The following is a 16,742-nucleotide window of genomic DNA, read 5'->3' as shown; positions in this document are numbered from 1 at the left end:
AGCGAAGCGCAGCGGAGAGCCGGGACCCAGCAAGCGCCACGCTTGTTGCAGCGCGGGTAACGCAGCGTCGATGTCGAGTTGCTGGGTCCCGGATAAGCGCTGCGCGCTTTCCGGGATGACGGTCGAATCAAATGCGATCGCCCTGCGCGGATGGGGAGATCTTGGCGCCCCCGCGACCCCGCACCCGCGTGACGAAACCGCCCCCACGCGCTACACGGCCCTCCCTTAAGGGCTAGGAGCTCCCCCGTGCGGCTGCCGCAGGCGAAACTGGATCAGGTGCTGGACCGCTTCCACGAGGTCGAGGCGCGCATGGGCGCGGCGACCGACGGGGCGGAGATCGTGCGCCTGTCCAAGGAGCACGCCGAGCTCAAACCCGTGGCCGACGCCGTCGCCGCCCTGGTGCGGGCGCGGGCCGAGGCGCCCGAACTCGAAGCCATGATCGCCTCGGGCGACCCGGACATGGCCGCCCTGGCCCGCGAGGAGCTGCGCGCGCTGGAAGACCGCCTGCCGGAGCTGGAGCACGGCGTGGCCCTGCTGCTGGCTCCCAAGGACCAGGACGAGCACGCCTCGGCCATCCTGGAGGTGCGCGCCGGCACCGGCGGCGACGAGGCCGCCCTGTTCGCCGGCGACCTGTTCCGCATGTACCAGCGCTACGCTTCCACGCGCGGCTGGCGGGTCGAGATCGACAGCGTCACCGAGGGCGAGGTCGGCGGCTACAAGGAGATCGTCGCCTCGATCACCGGCGAGGGCGTGTTCGGCCGGCTGAAGTTCGAGAGCGGCGTGCACCGGGTGCAGCGCGTGCCGGCCACCGAGGCCGGCGGGCGCATCCACACCAGCGCCGCCACCGTCGCCATCCTGCCCGAGGTCGAGGACGTCGACATCGTCATCAACGACGCCGACATCCGCGTCGACACCTACCGCTCCAGCGGCGCCGGCGGCCAGCACGTGAACAAGACCGACTCGGCGGTGCGCATCACCCACTTGCCGACCGGAATCGTGGTGACCTCTTCGGAGAAGTCGCAGCACCAGAACCGCGCCAAGGCGATGAAGAACCTGAAGGCGCGCCTGTATGACCAGCAGCGCCAGGCCAAGGACCAGGCCCGCGCCGAGGCGCGCAAGAGCCAGGTCGGCAGCGGCGACCGCTCGGAGCGGATCCGCACCTACAACTTCCCCCAGGGCCGGGTGACCGATCACCGCATCGGCCTGACCGTGCACTCCTTGCCGCAGGTGCTGGAGGGCGAGATCGACGTGGTGCTGGACGCGCTGATCGCCGAGGACCAGGCCGCGCGGCTGGCGGCGCTGGAGGAGGAGTTCGGGTAAGGGGCTGCGCGGCAGCAGTCCTGAATCGACTAGCCGAGCGCCGCCGTGGTCATGGCAGAATATCGATCCCGACCATCTGTTGGGAGGTAACGGGTGTTGTGACGTACCTGCACCTTATCCCCAAAGCCGCAACGATGGCTCGCGATACAAGCGCTTGGAGCCCGAGGGTAATGGGCCTCCTCTCAACGGCATATCCCAGCGGTTCGCCTCCGAAGAGCGCCTCGTGGGCAAGCTGATTTCGTACTTGAGACAAGCCTGACTGCTTGCGGCCCCGTGATGCCCTGGGTTGCAGCCTCGCCCACTGGGGCACAGGGATGCCGAGGTGCTTACAAAGTTCTCTGGCACGTCCCCAGTGTCCGATCGCCGCAGCACTGGGTGCCATGGATCGGCTGTGGAATGAAAACACCGCATCTAGCGCGCTGTAGACGAATGTAAGCTCCTCGAAGTCGCGCTTGCAGGCGACACCCCATTGGTACGCATGAAGCGAAGCAAGGAGTAGCCGCCGTTCGGCAGCTGATAGAGTGAGCCATGTCTCGTCTACCCTCGGTAAAGCGCGTTCCAGCTCCCGCGATGAAACGTGCAAGTCGGATACGAGGCTCCGCCTCATCGGCGCGCGATGCAGATGCCCGTGACCCTGAGGCACCAGCCGGTAGCCAAGCAGGAAGCCGGTAACCGCGATCAGAAAGTGGAGGCGTGGCGCGGATTGGGTCGATTTGTGGATTAGCGTGTGAGTGGCTGGTAGCTCAAACCGCGACGCGGGATACGGCAAATCGGAAGCAATTGGCGGATAGCACCACCCATCGTGCAGCAGCCCGCTTTTGGCGACTTGCGTTACGGCTTCATCGAACTGGGGTAGTGTCGCGATGACGATGGCGTCCGCGTTCACTTCATATCGCTCGGCCAGGTGACCGAACTCTATTCTGCCCGCTCGCTGCATCAGCCCTTCTTCGCCGCAACGGTGGTCCTAAGCGCGGCACATCTGTAGTCGGCCACCTGAGCCCCCGGTGGCAGCGTATGCCTTTATTCATGGCAGGGCTGTTGTTCGCTTGCCAAGCTAGAACCACGCCGCTCGACGCGCCCGATGGACTCGGGCGATCGCTCGGAGCGGATACGCACCTACCGGCGCGTCTGGCGGCGCGGGAGGAGGCGTTCGGGAAGGGGCCGTAAGTCACCGTCCTCCCGACCGCGGGCGGTGGGCACGTCGCCAATCGCTGACGGCTTCTAGGCGTCCTCCCGCAACATCGCGAGGTATTCTTTCCACTCGTCCACCGAAGCCTTGTTCTTTGCAAGGTTGCACCCAAGATGCGTGAGATGGACGTTGTCCGCAGCGTAGCTCTTATCGTCGCTGTCAATCCTGTCGGGCGATGCCTTCAATAGAGAATTTGATGGCCGGAGCGGAATCGGTCGCTCGCAAAGCAAACATCTACCGCCCTGCTCCGCCCACTTCTGGTTCAACGAGGCTATTATTTCTGAAAGGTTCGGTCCCTTTCGAAACGGATGACTAGAAATTCTCTCTTGGCCGCTTTGCTGAATTCGCTGTTGAATACCCATCGCTAGCTGAGAAAGGAGCCGTTTCACGTCAGGATCGCTCGGGTTCATCGAGACGATCCGGCTCACCGCTGTGCGAACATCGATGACCTTCCTTTCAATGGGAAGGCTCAACAGCGCCGGCAGGTCTTCCGCGGAAACCGGGATGCACCTACCCCGAGAAGCGAACTCCCCGAGGTTCGCGTAAGTCCGCGGCATGACCACGCGAGCGTCAGGGAACGGTGCAAGGTCGTAGGATTCTGTAACAGGGAGAGACCACTCCCACCGAACGCCCCACCTCTCGACCGCTTCTGTCCACATAGCTTCGGGCACGATTTGGTCCGTGCTGATTGGGGCGTTTGGTTCGAATGTGACCGCCGAAAGGACCTTGCGGCGATGCGCGGGGTCCTCGGTGGATCTTGGGTCGCCCGTTCCGACGAACAGAACGAAGTCCCGCCCTCGCCTAAAATTCCGACTGAAATCCGCAGCGATTTTGCGACTGGAAAACGAAACTGCGGGCCACCCGCTGTGCACTGGCCCGAACTCGCTCTTGGCGAATAAGCGGCCATCACTTCCAAGTATTTCGCTCAAAGTGAGTGCGCTGGACTGGCGCTGATCTGGTTGGAATGCGGTACCGTTTGGAGCCCGATGGAAGCCCCACCGGATACGGACAGGGCGAGTGCCTTCGATCTGAAGCGGGTGCGCTAAGCCTTCGTAACGGAACAGTGGATTAGAGCTATTAGCTCGCCAAAACATGTGCACCGGAAGTTCGCCGGATGCGATGGCTCGAATGAGTGGCTGGCCGACATGAGTACCCGTTTTCGCGTACCAGATCAGTTCGTCACCGTCCCACCGGTTATCGTAGTCTGGCCCGGTTCGCCCTGCTGATCCCACATTGCAGAAGACGTAAAGCTGATCTTGGAACCGGTTGTACCCAGTATCCCAATTTCCATCTCGCTGCGCGACGGGGACGGCTAAGAGGCTCTGGACCTCATCGCGGGTATAGTTTTGGCCACTCTCCAAAATCACAACTATGTCCCCACGATATCGAGTTACCGACCGCCTTCGACGATCCCGGCACGTCTCATCTCATCGCCTATCGATTGCGCATTGACGCTGCACCGAGCGACAGCACGGTCATAGCTGCGTCCTTCCACCTGACAGATGGCACGCCGCCCTTTGACGAGCCTGATAAGGGTAGCCTTCGCCTCCTGACCCCCCTCCTCGCTAAGTTCCGGCGCATTAAAATCAGCCAACCGGATCTCGATCCATTCCGCGGGGTCCGAGGTACGCCCAATGCACAGGCTATCTCCGTCACCGATATACCGTACTTCGCCCTGAACGGTGGTCCCGGCAGGAGGAAGCTTGGCGGTGCAGGGATCGGCTGACGCGACGCCACAGGAGGCAAGGCTCAGGACGGCGCCTAGACAGGCCGAGCAAGCGGAACTCATGGCCTTATTCGCAACCAATGCCATCGTTGTCCCGGTCTAAGTGCGGGCCATAACCCGGATCGCCGCGGTAGATAGGGGCTGCACCAGCAGCCCTAGCGGCGGCACAGTTCGGATAGGGCCTACTCCCGCCGCCTGAACGGCCCGAAGACGACTGTGACGAGGAGGCAGGCTGCGCGGAAGGCTTGCGGTGACAATGGTAGTCACCAGATTTCCTGTTGGTGTGGCAGCCTTCGCTGTTGAGCCCGCCAGGGTGGGCTAGGGCAGGCACAGCCGGAACTCCTAGCAACAGGAGGCCGGCAAGCACTCCAAGCTTCCACATTTGCCCTCTCCCCGAGCGAGTGAAACCGGAAGCTGCAGCACACTACCTTTGCGGGAGATTGGCAAGGTCGCGCCGGGTATAGCCAAACTATCGGCCGCAGAGGAGCAGGAGGCGCGGCTGGCGGCGCTGGAGGGGGTCGGGTAGGGGCGGCGGGCATTCGTCGCGTGGCGCTGGCCTGGGTTCTCCCCGCCGCCGCAATCCCCGCACCTTCATTGATGCCGGCTCGCTTCAGGCGCAGTCAGCCCAGAACTCGCCTGGTCGCAAGCACCCAACGCCGTCGTTTTCGCGGTCCAGGTGGGGGCTATGGCCCGCATCACGCGATCGCTGCCTCCGACCAAACGAAACTGAAAGCTGCCCCCCACTACCCTGGCGGAGCCACAATGTGCATCAGTCTGCGGTGAAGGTACTAGCTGCAGGGATCACTGTTCGGCACGCGGCCTAAGCGCACGAGTGCGCGATCAGTGCGAATTGCGTTCAGCAGCCCGTCGGGCGACTCTTGGCTCTCTTTTGAGTGCGATTCGAAGTCAAATTTCCGATGACCCGTCCAAAACCTGAAACGCGCTCCGCCCAACCGCACCAAGTGATCTGCGGTGATGCGCTAGACGTCCTGCGGGGTATGCCGGCTGCAAGCGTTGATGTTTGCATGACGAGCCCACCGTACTGGGGGCATCGTGAGTATGACGCTGCTGGCATCGGAGAGGAGGAGTCGCCCTCCGGGTACGTGCGGAGTCTAATCGCGATTCTATCTGAGGTTAGGCGGGTTCTGAAGCCTACGGGGTCGCTATGGTTGAATATCGGCGACACTTATCGAGATAAGGGCTTGTGCGGAATTCCCTGGCGCGTTGCGCTATCGCTTGTCGATGAGCAGGGCTGGATTTTGCGTAACGAAGTGATCTGGAATAAGGTTAAGGGTGCTCCGGATAACTCGAAGGACAAGCTTCGAAATATTCACGAGCAACTATTTCACTTTGTGAAATCAAAGAATTATTATTACGACGCTGACGCGATTAGGTCAGCGCCGCAAAAATCAAAGGTTGTAAACGGCTCGGTTGTGTCAGCCACTGGCGTATCCGGTGTGCGGTATAAGCGGCAGATCGAATTGTCGACGGTGCTTTCTCCTGCGGAGAAAGTCTCTGCTCTCGATGCATTGAACGTTGTTCTTGAGGACGTCCGCGCCGGAAGGATTTCTGATTTTAGAATGATTATAAGAGGGCAGCAGCGGACGACGCATTCTGACAGTCTGAAGGTGTCGGGGCGCGCGAAGGAGATTAGGGATAAAGGGTATTACTTCCTGAAGTATCATCCGAACGGGAGTAAGCCGTCTGACGTTTGGGATATTCTCCCAGAGGACACTCAGAAGAGAGAGGCGCACTTCGCGCCTTACCCGCAAGATCTTTGCCGAATTCCGATCCTGGCGACGTGCCCGCCTGACGGCGTAGTGTTAGACCCGTTCTGTGGAACAGGCACCACATTGTCTGTCGCATCTGCGTTTGGTCGCCGCGCAATCGGCATCGATATCTCGGAAACTTACGTCGGCCTCTCGATGGAGCGATTGGCTCGGACGTGATGACCAAGATCGTCGACCTATTTGGATTTGATACGACGGCCGCAAGCCAGCCCAATTGGGAGGCTGTGGTGAGTGCGCAGCGGTGTCCGTTCGTCGATAAGCGGTGCTACAAAGTCAGGAAGAGCCAATCGGAAGTGTCGATTGGGACGTGTACGGTTCAGTTTGGCGCTGGACCCGTCGTAATTTGCCCGCTCCGCTTGCTGGAGAAGCAGAAAATATTTCTGGATTGCTTGCATCTCCTTACGGGACACGAACCTGGAAATGAGTTGCATATTGTTTCAGAGGTCGGAATTCCCGGCGGAAGCCTCGACTACATCTTGGCGTCAATTCGAGGGGGAAAAGTTCGCGATTTCGTTGGAATCGAACTCCAAACCCTGGACACTACCGGTACGGTATGGCCTGAGCGTCAGCGTTTCATAGCGACGAAAGGTATTCCGGCTGACCCCATGGACACTTCAAATACGAAGTCCTACGGGATGAACTGGAAAATGACCGCCAAGACTATTCTTGTGCAGTTGCACCACAAGCTGAAAACCTTTGAGGTGGTGAATAAGCATTTAGTTCTAGTGGTCCAGGATAGGCTCATGGAATACATGGTGTCCGAATTTCAGTTCGGCCATCTTAACAGTGCTAGGGTTTCGGACCCTATGCATTTCCACCCGTATAGCTTGAACGCAGGGCCACAGGGGCATTCGTTAGAGCTTGGGCGTCGCTTTAGTACTGATATCGAAGGTATTGCTACCTGCCTTGGCTTGCAAAACGAAGCGAAGCTCGATCTCGCCGTGATCCACGGGCTAATTGAAAAGAAGATTACCGAGCGGACTCGGCTATCCATTTATCCTCCGCAAGCTCTTGCTGTTGACCCTCAGGCATAGGTTTTGGAATGAACGCCGTCGAGACCGAGGTCGAACACCCTGTCGAGAGCTATACTTTTAGCCTTATTCGTCAGGGGCGGTTTAGATTCTACAGCCTCACGTTGCCGTCAACCGTCTTGGCAGAAACGTGCTTCGTCACCACTCGCTATGAGGATCCCATGGAGGGATTTCAGCGAATTCTGGATGAGAAGAGAGCGGAGCAGATCGCTCAATACGTGGATAGTGAAGGCACGATCCCAAGTTCTATCGTGCTTTCGGCCCAAGCCGGGGCGAAGCTGACGGTTAAACCCGGTGGTCGTGCGCTTACCTTTGTTCGGCATCCGCACGCGTTCCTCGTTCTCGATGGACAGCACCGTGTATTTGGCTTCTCCAAGGCCAAATCTGAGATGCGCGTTCCAGTTATCATCTATGATGGACTGACTCGGCAGCAAGAGACGAGGCTATTTATCGATATCAATACGAAGCAAAAGCCTGTTCCGAACGAGCTTCTGCTTGATATCAAGCACCTCGCTGACATCGAGAGTGATGAGGAGAGTCGCCTCCGCGATATCTTCGATTCGTTCGCCACGAGGTCGGACAGCATTTTGTTTGGTTTACTGTCCCCGAGTGAACGGGCGGCCGGAAAGCTATCGCGTGTGTCGTTCAACTCGGCGTGTAAACCGATTCTCCCCTATTTAGGCTCAAGAGATTCGGATGATCTTTACAGTATTATAAATGCCTACTTGGGTGCTTTTGTTGGGGGTCTCGACCGCCTTCGCTATCGGGAGCTGTTGATTCTGCCTTATGGTTTTAAGGCTATTATGGGCTTCTTTCCGGATGTTGCGGGCCGGGTGAAGGGGCGGTTTAGTGGCGAATATACTGCCACAAATTTTGCAGACGTTCTTGACGACGTGTTTTCTAACACTAATCGAAATGCGCTCGTGTCTGCGAAGAATAGTTCTAAGCAGTTGCAAGATCTTTTCGGGAAGGCCCTCACCAAGGGCTTTAAGCTCTGAGCTCGGATGTCTGCGCTTCAGGACGCTCTTAGGCCGTACTGGCTTGATGGGTTGAATGCGGTCTCAACCGGCACCAGCCGCTCGTTCAAAGGCTGGCTTGACGGGGAGGACTACGTCGTTAGCTCGTTCGTTGCCGGAAGTAACGTGATCGAGTTGGCCATTGGAGATGTCGAGCCAGTTGTCGCCGGTTTTGCACACGACATTGACCGGTTCGGAGCGGCCACTCTTGAGACCATCGCGGGGATCGGGGTGGGGAATGAATTTGCCAACTCACGGGCATGGCCGCTCATCCGTAGCTACTACGCGGCGTTTTATGCTGCGCACGGAATTTGCCGGATATTCGGCCGTAGCGTCTCCAGCTTGGCGGCGGACAACGCTGCGACATTACGTAGGGTGGCGGTCCAGTCAGGCTTCTTGCCTGGCCATGTGATTGTTCATGAGAAGGTTTACGCTTTCGAGTTAGACGTTCCTGGTAGATCGATATCGGGGGCCCCGCTCAGCCGGGGCTCGCATGAGGATACCTGGCGGCAGTTGGATGATACATTGTCGTCTCTTCAGGTTCGTATATTATCCTCACCGGGCGTAATAGTTGCGAAGCAGGAGGTGTTTGATTGCCTTCAGGTCGCCCGCGATATCATGAGAACGGACGGCGCATCCGGGAACTGGCTGTCCAAGGTGAGAAATAATCTCAACTACCGTCATGACTATGGGGCCTGGTATCCGCACGGCGGGGGGCGTCATTGGGACAGCGTAGATGCCATGTTCCGGGCGTTTTTATCTGATCCTCTCGCGGCTCGAGCGGCGCCGGATAACAAGGTTGTCGCGAGGTTCGCGAAAGGGTGTGCTCTTATAGTGGCGATATTTGTTGATCTCCTTCGTGATCTGTCGACTCGACATCCGGGGAGTCGGTCGTTCCTGTTGCAGCGAAGTATGCCGGTGCTTCGAGCGGCGTAAAGTTGCGTAGCTGGTGGTCATCTGGTCTACTGATGACGCAACGCGCTCTGTTTTTTAGGATAGCTTGTCGGTATGACTCCTCCTTGCGCGCCTGCTCTTCCGGAGCGAAGTCAAGGCTGCGCGTGCCGGTGGAGATGTCCAGGCACACTTTGAGCCGCGACGCCGCGACGCCGCGAACTAGGCGAAGGAGCCGCGGCAGCCTGATGCGAGGCGAGCGGAGGGGGGCGGAGTGCGGATAAGGCCCACATGCCTGTCAGCGATGGCGTGCCTGCTCCTTCTCGGCGGGTGCGGTAAGCCGTCCGCCTCAGGCACTTACATCCTCAAGTCGAACGAGGCCGTGGCCTACCTCCAACTCGTCCAGGCGGAAGGCGGGCAGGTGTCCGGGCGCATCGAAATCGTGAGGCTGGCCCCAGATGGGACGCTCGACAATTCGAGCGGTACAGTGACCGGACTTAGCGACGGCGAGGACGTCAGCCTTTCGATCCGACCGGTATCCTTCCTGCCGATCTCGCAGTCGATGACGGGGGCGCTGCGCGGCAACCGGCTGACCATTGGCTCGAGCGATTTTCAAGGCTCGGGTGTCTTCGTTCGCAGTGATCTGGAGGCGTATCAGAAGGAGGTCGCTGCGCTTCGAGCCGCCTCGGATCAGCGGCTTTCCACCCGCGCTGCAGCGGCCGCCGCCTCTAACTCAGCCCGAGAGCGGCTGGCGCTCATTGCCTCCCTTTCCCGTCTCACGCAGCGCATTGATGCGCTAGCCGCGCGCGCCAGCAGGGCGAAGGAGCAGGTGCCCGTTATCGAGCGAGGTTATGCTGGCATGACGGCGAAGGCTGTCGCGTTGTTGGCCCAAAGCCGAAATCTGGCAGGCAACTCGGCAGCCGAGTTCGAGCGGGGGCAACTTTCCTACTCGATTAGCCAAGCCGTGTTCACGACAGAGGCTGAGCACGCCAATGTCGAGCGCGGGAAAGCGGATTTTGAGCGCACGGCCGCGGCGTTGAACGGAGACATCGCGCAGGCTCAAGATGCCTGCGGGCAGTACGGGGACGGCAACTCGGAACTGGCCGATGTGCGCCGCGCCTGCGCGACGTTCGCCCCGAAGGCGGCCGCCCATTGGCGCATGCTGGGCGACCTCGGACCGCAGCTGCAGCGTCTCGAAAAGACCTACCAAGCGGAACTGGCGCGGCAGAAGCAGATCGAGGAAGAGGCGGACCGGCTGGCTAGCTGACCTAGGCCAAAAACCTCTCCGGCATCGCCTCCCGGTACGGGAACCACTCGAACCACGGCCGCGCCTCGTCCAGCACCCGCGCCACCGACGGGCGCGCCAGCAGCCGCTCCAGGTAGGCGCTGGTGTTCGGCCGCGCGTCGCCCCACGGCTCGATGATCCCGGCGTAGAACAGGGCCGGGAAGGCCGCGCAGTCGGCCAGGGTGAAGGCGCCGGCGGCGGGCCAGTCGCGGCCGGCCATATGGGCTTCCACCAGGTCGTAGGCGGCCTGCAGCTGGGCGCGGGCGTCCGCGATGCCGCGCGGGTCGCGCTCGGCCTCGGGGCGCAGGCGGTCGGCGACGATCCTCTGCATGTGGGCGTGGACGTGCAGGTCGAAGATCCGGTCCCACAGGCGGGCCTGGGCCTGCGCGTCGGCGTCCCTGGGCAGCAGGGGGCTGGGGCCGGGGTGGTGGCGGTCCAGGTGCTCGAGGATGACGGTGCTCTCCGGCACGGCGACGCCGGCGTCTTCCAGCAGCGGCATCTTCGCGAGCGGCCACAGGGCGCGGAAGCGGGCGGTGGAGTCCGGATCGGCGAAGTTCACCACCTGGCCCGTGAACGGCGCGCCGGTCTCGTAGAGCCCGATCAGCACCTTCCAGCAGTAGGAGGACAGCGGGTGGAACCACAGGGTCAGGGACATGCGCGGGCGGGCCTTCTGCGAGGGGGGATGAGCGCCGGCCTGCGTAGCAGCCGGATGCGATCGACAGTCCCAGACTTGACCTGGGATTTTTCGATCGCCGCGAAGAACGCCCGCGCCTGCGGCGCGGGCTGGGGCCGCCAGCCTAGCATTGTTCGGCGGGGCGCGCGTCGCGCGCGCGCTCAGCCGCGTCCCGCGGCGAAGGCCGCCGTCAGGTAGCCGCGCACGATGTCGACCAGGCGCTCGGGCGCGGCGGGCCGCTCCTCCTCGGCCTTGGTGAAGTCGACCCCGACCACGGCGCGCAGGCCGCCCGGCGTCGCCACCGGCCAGAAGTCGAACTCGGTCTGGTCGTACGGGTAGGCTTCGGAGCGGGTGGCGACGTGCGTGTCCAGCGCGCCGCGCGCCGCGTCCTCGTCGGCGCGCGTGATCGTCGCCCCGCCGGCGGTCGCGACCGGACCGAACGCGCCCTTGTCGTCGAGGAAGACGGCGGCCGGGGCGCCGAACAGGCCGTGCAGGGCTTCGGCGGCGGCCGTGAACACCTCCGCCATGGGCCTGTCCTCGATGACGACATGGGCGAGCCCCTGGAGCGCCCGGGCCTGCCCGGCGGCGCGCTCCGCCTCGATCGCCCGGCGGCGCGCGTCCGCCGCGATCGAGCTGACGATCGTGGCGATCACCAGCAGCAGCGCCGCGTCCCACACGTCGGCCGGGCTGGATATGCGGAACGAGAAGCGGGGCTCGGTGAAGAGGAAGTCGAAGGCCAGCGCCCCGCCCGCGACGGCGACCAGGGCCGGCCCCCAGCCCAGGCGCGCGGCCGCGACCACCACCGGCAGCACGAAGATCAAAGCCAGGCTGGGCGGGGCGACCAGCTGGTCGACCACGAAGGCCAGCACCGTGGCGGCGGCGACGAACAGGACGGCGAGCCCGTAACGAACCCAGGGCGGCGGCGCGGGCCTGGAGAGAGAAACCGACATGTTGCCTCCGCGCCCCGGGCGCGTTCGCGGTCAACTTCGGGGCGGGGAGGCGGGTTGCGGCCTACCAACCGTCATCCCGGAAAGCGCGCAGCGCTTATCCGGGACCCAGCAACTCGACCTCAAAGCTGCGAAAGGCCTGCAACAAGCGTTGCGCTTGCTGGGTCCCGGCTCTCCGCTCCACTGCGGCCGGGATGACGGTTGTTTAAGTGGCTCTTAGCTCACCACCCCAGCTGGCGCGCCTGGCTGGCGGCGTCGCGGGCGCCCCAGCGGCGGCGGATCTTGCCGCCGTCGAGCTCGAACCATTCCATCGCCACCAGCTCGTAGGCTCGCCCGGTGGCCGGCCTGTCGCGGAAGGGCGCGCGCGAGACCCCGCGCTCGGTGTAGCGGGCGGCGACCGTGTCGCCGTCGGCGGCCAGGGCCTCGACGGTCAGCTCCAGCGCTAAGGCCTCGTGCAGCTCGCGCCAGATCGGCACGACCTCGTCGATCGGCCCCCAGCCCAGCACGCCCCAGATCACCGCGTCGTCGGTGAACAGGCCGCGCAGGCGGGGGAAGTCGCCGGCGTTGAAGGCCTCGACATAGGCGCGGACGACGGCCTTCGCGGCGTCGGGGGTGGAGGTGGTCACGGGCGGGGCTCTCTCGAACGGCGAACGCCGGTCTCTAGCCAGAGCTGCGCGGTGAGGCAAAGCCCCGAAGGGGCCCTTCTCCCCTTGCGGGAGAAGGAGGGGCCCGCGTGGCCGCAGGCCGCGTGGGAGGATGAGGGGTTTCTCCGCAGCCGGCGGCGCGACCCCTCACCCTCCCACGCTTCGCGTGGGCCCCTCCCTCTCCCGCAAGGGGAGAGGGATCTACACCTGCAGGATCGTCTCGAACCCGCCGTAGATCATCCGTTTGCCGTCGAACGGCATGTTGTTCATGAATTCCTTCAGGCGCGGGTCGGCCATCACCTTGGCGTTGACGGCGTCGCGCTGGGCGCGGTCGTCGTAGACGATCCACGAGAAGATCACCGTCTCGTCGTCCTTGGCCTGCACCGCGCGCGGGAAGCTGGTCAGCTCGCCATAGGGCACGTCGTCGGCGACGCATTCGACGTAGGCCCGGGCGCCGTGCTCCTTCCACACCTCGCCGCCCTTCTTCGCCATCGCCTTGTAGGCGTCGAGCTTGTCCTTCGGGACCGCGATCACGAAACCGTCGACGTACATGGGAGCCTCCTGCTGGCTGTCGTGCGACCGAAGGACGTTCGGGCGGAGAACCTTCCGACATCGCCGATGGATCGGGCCGGCGCTCCGCCCATCCCCCTCAATCCGTCATCCCGGCCGCAGCGGAGCGAAGCGCAGCGGAGAGCCGGGACCCAGCAAGCGCCACGCGTGTTGCAGCCCGCGTCTCGCAGCGTTCAGGTCGAGCTTGCTGGGGCCCGGCTCTCCAGCACGCTGCGCGCGCTTCCGGCCGGGATGACGGGCTTGAAGGGAGAGGTCCGGAAACCCGCCGCAGGTCCGCAGGCGCAAGCTTCCAACCTGCCGAAAGGATACCCCGACGCCCCGGGCCGTCAAGCTGGCAAACCCGCGTTCTTTTTCCGGAACTCCGGGAAATCCTGTTCGGACAAAACGCCAAAACTCAGCTCTCCGGCCGCTTGCCCAGCTTCAGCATCAGCCGCCGCGACAGCTCCTCGGCGTACTGCAGGGTGTAGCGCACCGCGCCCGGCGCGCCCTTGCGCGGGCCGACCGTGTCGGCGACCAGGGCGCCGCGCTCGCCCATGGGCTTGGGCCGGCCGGTGGTGGTGTCCCAGGCGGTCTGGTGCTCCATCTCGGCGTTGAGCTCGGCCCCCATGATCATCGCGGTGATGCTGAGCCAGGTCCACATCATGAAGCCCATGGCCGCGCCCAGCGAGCCGTACACCCGGGCGTAGTCGGCGAAGCTGGACAGCCACCACGAGAACACCGCCGAGCCGGCCAGGTTCAGCACCGCGGCGAACGCCCCGCCCAGCGTCAGCCAGCGCCAGCGCGCCCGCGCCCGGCACGGGCCGTGGCGGTAGAGCAGGGCCATGGCGCCGACGTAGGCCGCGAACAGCAGCGGCCAGCGCAGGTCGGCGGCCAGGCCGATGTCGGTGCGCAGGCCGAAGAAGGAGGCGATCACCGGCGTGACCACCACCAGCGAGGTGGTGATCAGCACGAACACCAGGGCCCCGGCCGTGAACGCCATGGTCAGCAGGTTGTAGTGGAAGAAGTTGCGCTTCTCGGTCTCGTGGTAGGCGACGTTCAGGCCATAGACCAGCCACTTCACCGCCGCGTTGGCGCTCCACAGCGAGAAGCCCAGGCTGATCGCCAGGGTGACCCCCAGCTCGGTCGGGGGGGCCGAGGCGATGCGCACCACCTCGCCGGACAGGAAGTCGAGCACCCCGGCCGGCACCACGCCCCTGAGCAGCTCCACGTGGCCGACCGCGGTCTCGGGCGCGTTGAACAAGCCGTACAGCGACACGAACACGGTCAGCCCGGGGAACAGGGCCAGCAGGGTGAAGAAGGTGACGCCGCCGGCGATGAAGCCGACCCGGTCGCCGAAATAGGCCAGCACCACCCGAAACCAGATGTCGGTCCAGCCCTTGGCCGGGATCTCGCAGGGCGTGCGCGCCGCCCGCCCGCGGCCGGGCTCGCGGCGTTCGAAGGCCTCGGGGCTGGTGTCGAGCACGTCGTGGGCGTGAACGCCGGCCGGCTTGGCCGCGCCCTGCGGCGGCTGCGGCGGCTCCAGCAGGCGGCGCACCATCCAGCCGGCGAACAGCAGCACCGCGCCGTCCGCCACGAAGCGGGCCCGGCGCCAGGCGGGTCGGTCGGCCGAGGATCGTAGCGCACGCGCCATGCACGCGGAAACGACGCGGGCTGCGCGCCGTTCCGCTCGCGTCTGAGGCGATCGCACTCCAACAAACCCGTCATCCCGGACAGCGCGTCAGCGCTGATCCGGGACGCAGCAACTCGACAGCGACGCTGCGGGAGGGCTGCAACAAACGTGGCGCTGGCTGGGTCCCGGCTCTCCGCTGCGCTGCGCTCCGCTGCGGCCGGGATGACGGAAGTATTGGGGGGATAGAACGCGGGCCCCGGTTTCACCGGCGGACGGTTCCATCCAGACCAGGACGGCTCTAAAAGGCGGCCCATGCCCACCCTCGTGAAAGCCTGGACCGACGCCCAGCAGCGCCTGAAGGCCGCCGGCGTCGACAGCCCCGCCATCGACGCCCGCCTGCTCCTGGAGGCCGCCTCCGGCGCGACCAGGCTGGACATCCTCACCGATCCCTACCGGGAGCTGTCGGCCGAGCAGGCCGGCGCGCTGGAGGGCTATGTCGAGCGGCGGCTGAAGCGCGAGCCGGTGGCCCGCATCCTGGGCCGCAAGGGCTTCTACAAGATCCTGCTGGGCGTCACCCGCGACGTGCTGGTGCCCCGGCCCGACACCGAGAGCGTGGTCGACGTGGTGCTGCAGGCCTTCCCGGAGGCGATGAGCTTCACCATGCTCGACCTCGGCGTCGGCTCCGGGGCCATCCTGCTGGCGGTGTTGGCCGAGCGGCCGGCCGCCAAGGGGCTGGGCGTCGACGTCTCCGAGGAGGCCCTGGCGGTGGCGCGCGAGAACGCGGCCAACCTGGGCCTGGCTGACCGCGCCGCCTTCCTGCGCGGCGACTGGACCGCGGGCCTGGGCGACGAGAGCTTCGACCTGGTGGTCTCCAACCCGCCCTACATCCGCTCCGCCGAGATCGAGACCCTGGATCCTGAGGTCCGCGACCACGAGCCGCGCCTGGCCCTGGACGGCGGTCCGGACGGCCTGGACGCCTATCGGCTGCTGGCCCCCGAAATCATGCGGGTGCTGAAACCCGGCGGGGTTTTCGCGGTGGAGATCGGCTGGGACCAGTCGGCCGAGGTCGAGGCCCTGTTCAAGGCGGCGGGCGGCGATCAGGTGCGCACCGCCAAGGACCTGGCGACCAAGGACCGGGTCGTGACCGGCGTCAAAAATCCGCTTGGAAGCGACGGCCGGACGGGATAACACTGACGGGGTCTCCACCTACATCGCCGGGCTTCAGCGCGCCTTCGGGAACGCCAGACCGGTGGATCGGGGCTTGCGGCGGCGCGCGAGGATTTTCGCGCGAGACGCCGGGGCGGAGACGCGACAGCGGCTCAAGACCAGACCAGCGGGGACCAAACGTCCCCTGATCGGCCGAACAGCCGCACGCGCGAGGGACGGTTCTCTCGCGCCAGCAGACGGTCATTCCGAATGAGAGATTTCAAGGGCGGCGGCATGAAGCGGCAACGGGGCCGCAACCGGAAGCCCGGCGGCGGCGGCCAAGGCGGCGGCGGCAGCACCAACCCGAACCGCGCCTGGGAGTCCACCGGGCCGGAGAACGTGAAGGTTCGCGGCAACGCCCAGCACGTCTACGAACGCTACCACCAGCTGGCCCGCGACGCCTCGTCGTCGGGCGACCGGGTGCTGGCCGAAAACTACCTGCAGCACGCCGAGCACTACTTCCGCGTCCTGCGCACCCTGCAGCCGCAGCGCCCGGTCTCCGAGATCGCCGCCCGCGACGCCTTCGCCTCCGGCTTCGACATCGACTTCGAGGACGAGAGCGGCGAGCCGATCGAGATGGACGGCGTGGCCGAGGCCGGCGAGACCGAGGGCGGCGACCAGCAGAGCGCCCGCGACGAGCAGCGGCACGAACAACGCTATGAGCAGCGCCGCGACGACCGCCGCGACCGCGAGCCGCGCGAGCAACGCGAACCGCGCGAACCGCGCGAGCCCCGCGAAGCCCGCGAGGATCGCGGCGAGCGCCGGTTCGAGGGCGAAGCCCGCGGCGACGGTTCTGGCGGCGGCCGCCGCGAGAACCGCCGCGACCGCTACGAGCGCCGCCGCGA

15 protein-coding genes are annotated in these 16,742 nt (G+C 64.4%); 8 read left to right on the top strand and 7 right to left on the bottom strand.

Annotated elements, in window-relative coordinates; genetic code table 11:
- Positions 1-246: 246 nt before the first annotated feature.
- Entirely contained in the window at positions 247-1,320 is a 1,074-nt protein-coding gene (prfA, locus tag H8B08_RS18750; RefSeq protein WP_187451725.1) for a peptide chain release factor 1, read from the top strand.
- 1,221 nt (positions 1,321-2,541) lie between these two features.
- On the opposite strand, the gene H8B08_RS18745 is transcribed toward prfA, so the two are convergent.
- Positions 2,542-3,180 (bottom strand): hypothetical protein, encoded by a 639-nt coding sequence (locus tag H8B08_RS18745; protein ID WP_187451724.1) that lies wholly within the window; start codon positions 3,178-3,180, stop codon positions 2,542-2,544.
- A gap of 1,122 nt (positions 3,181-4,302) precedes the next feature.
- A complete protein-coding gene (locus tag H8B08_RS19705; protein WP_187451722.1) occupies positions 4,303-4,617 on the bottom strand; it encodes an excalibur calcium-binding domain-containing protein in 315 nt (104 codons plus the stop codon).
- A 535-nt stretch (positions 4,618-5,152) separates the two neighbouring features.
- Here H8B08_RS19705 and H8B08_RS18730 point away from each other — a divergent pair.
- The 5 genes from H8B08_RS18730 to H8B08_RS18710 all read left to right on the top strand — a co-directional run bounded on the left by H8B08_RS18730 (position 5,153) and on the right by H8B08_RS18710 (position 10,230).
- Positions 5,153-6,184, top strand: coding sequence for a site-specific DNA-methyltransferase (locus H8B08_RS18730; protein ID WP_187451721.1), 1,032 nt, complete (start codon positions 5,153-5,155; stop codon positions 6,182-6,184).
- On the top strand, positions 6,184-7,059 hold the full coding sequence (locus tag H8B08_RS18725) for a NotI family restriction endonuclease (RefSeq protein ID WP_187451720.1): 876 nt from the start codon (positions 6,184-6,186) through the stop codon (positions 7,057-7,059). Before H8B08_RS18730 ends, H8B08_RS18725 begins: the two co-directional genes overlap by 1 nt.
- An 8-nt stretch (positions 7,060-7,067) precedes the next feature.
- Complete coding sequence (locus tag H8B08_RS18720) at positions 7,068-8,054, top strand: DGQHR domain-containing protein (RefSeq protein WP_187451719.1); 987 nt, start codon at positions 7,068-7,070, stop codon at positions 8,052-8,054.
- Between the two features lie 6 nt (positions 8,055-8,060).
- A complete protein-coding gene (locus H8B08_RS18715; protein WP_187451718.1) occupies positions 8,061-9,008 on the top strand; it encodes a hypothetical protein in 948 nt (315 codons plus the stop codon).
- Between the two features lie 337 nt (positions 9,009-9,345).
- Positions 9,346-10,230 (top strand): hypothetical protein, encoded by an 885-nt coding sequence (locus H8B08_RS18710; RefSeq protein ID WP_187451717.1) that lies wholly within the window; start codon positions 9,346-9,348, stop codon positions 10,228-10,230.
- Position 10,231: 1 nt separating this feature from the next.
- Here H8B08_RS18710 and H8B08_RS18705 read toward each other — a convergent pair whose 3' ends face one another.
- The 5 genes from H8B08_RS18705 to H8B08_RS18685 all read right to left on the bottom strand — a co-directional run bounded on the left by H8B08_RS18705 (position 10,232) and on the right by H8B08_RS18685 (position 14,712).
- Positions 10,232-10,903: a glutathione S-transferase family protein gene (locus H8B08_RS18705; RefSeq protein WP_187451716.1), complete on the bottom strand. Its 672-nt coding sequence runs from the start codon at positions 10,901-10,903 to the stop codon at positions 10,232-10,234.
- A 179-nt stretch (positions 10,904-11,082) separates the two neighbouring features.
- A complete protein-coding gene (locus H8B08_RS18700) occupies positions 11,083-11,871 on the bottom strand; it encodes a DUF4118 domain-containing protein (RefSeq protein ID WP_187451715.1) in 789 nt (262 codons plus the stop codon).
- A gap of 218 nt (positions 11,872-12,089) precedes the next feature.
- The gene (locus tag H8B08_RS18695) at positions 12,090-12,494 is read right to left on the bottom strand and encodes a nuclear transport factor 2 family protein (protein WP_187451714.1); all 405 of its coding nucleotides are present in this window, start codon (positions 12,492-12,494) and stop codon (positions 12,090-12,092) included.
- Positions 12,495-12,713: 219 nt separating this feature from the next.
- A complete protein-coding gene (locus tag H8B08_RS18690; protein ID WP_187451713.1) occupies positions 12,714-13,064 on the bottom strand; it encodes a DUF1428 domain-containing protein in 351 nt (116 codons plus the stop codon).
- Between the two features lie 412 nt (positions 13,065-13,476).
- A complete protein-coding gene (locus H8B08_RS18685) occupies positions 13,477-14,712 on the bottom strand; it encodes a YihY/virulence factor BrkB family protein (RefSeq protein WP_255500957.1) in 1,236 nt (411 codons plus the stop codon).
- Positions 14,713-15,003: 291 nt separating this feature from the next.
- Here H8B08_RS18685 and prmC point away from each other — a divergent pair, with 291 nt between their 5' ends.
- Both prmC and H8B08_RS18675 read left to right on the top strand, forming a co-directional pair.
- Positions 15,004-15,879 carry a peptide chain release factor N(5)-glutamine methyltransferase gene (gene prmC, locus H8B08_RS18680; RefSeq protein WP_187451712.1) on the top strand — a complete coding sequence of 292 codons (876 nt, stop codon included), beginning with the start codon at positions 15,004-15,006 and terminating at the stop codon, positions 15,877-15,879.
- Positions 15,880-16,131: 252 nt separating this feature from the next.
- Positions 16,132-16,742, top strand: a 611-nt coding sequence (locus H8B08_RS18675) for a DUF4167 domain-containing protein (RefSeq protein ID WP_255500956.1), incomplete at its 3' end; no start/stop codon positions are given.

Source organism: Caulobacter sp. 17J80-11, from assembly GCF_014349105.1.
In the GTDB taxonomy this organism is placed as follows: domain Bacteria; phylum Pseudomonadota; class Alphaproteobacteria; order Caulobacterales; family Caulobacteraceae; genus 17J80-11.
Note: the sequence above shows the minus strand (reverse complement) of the source record. Positions and strands in the feature narration are given on the sequence as shown.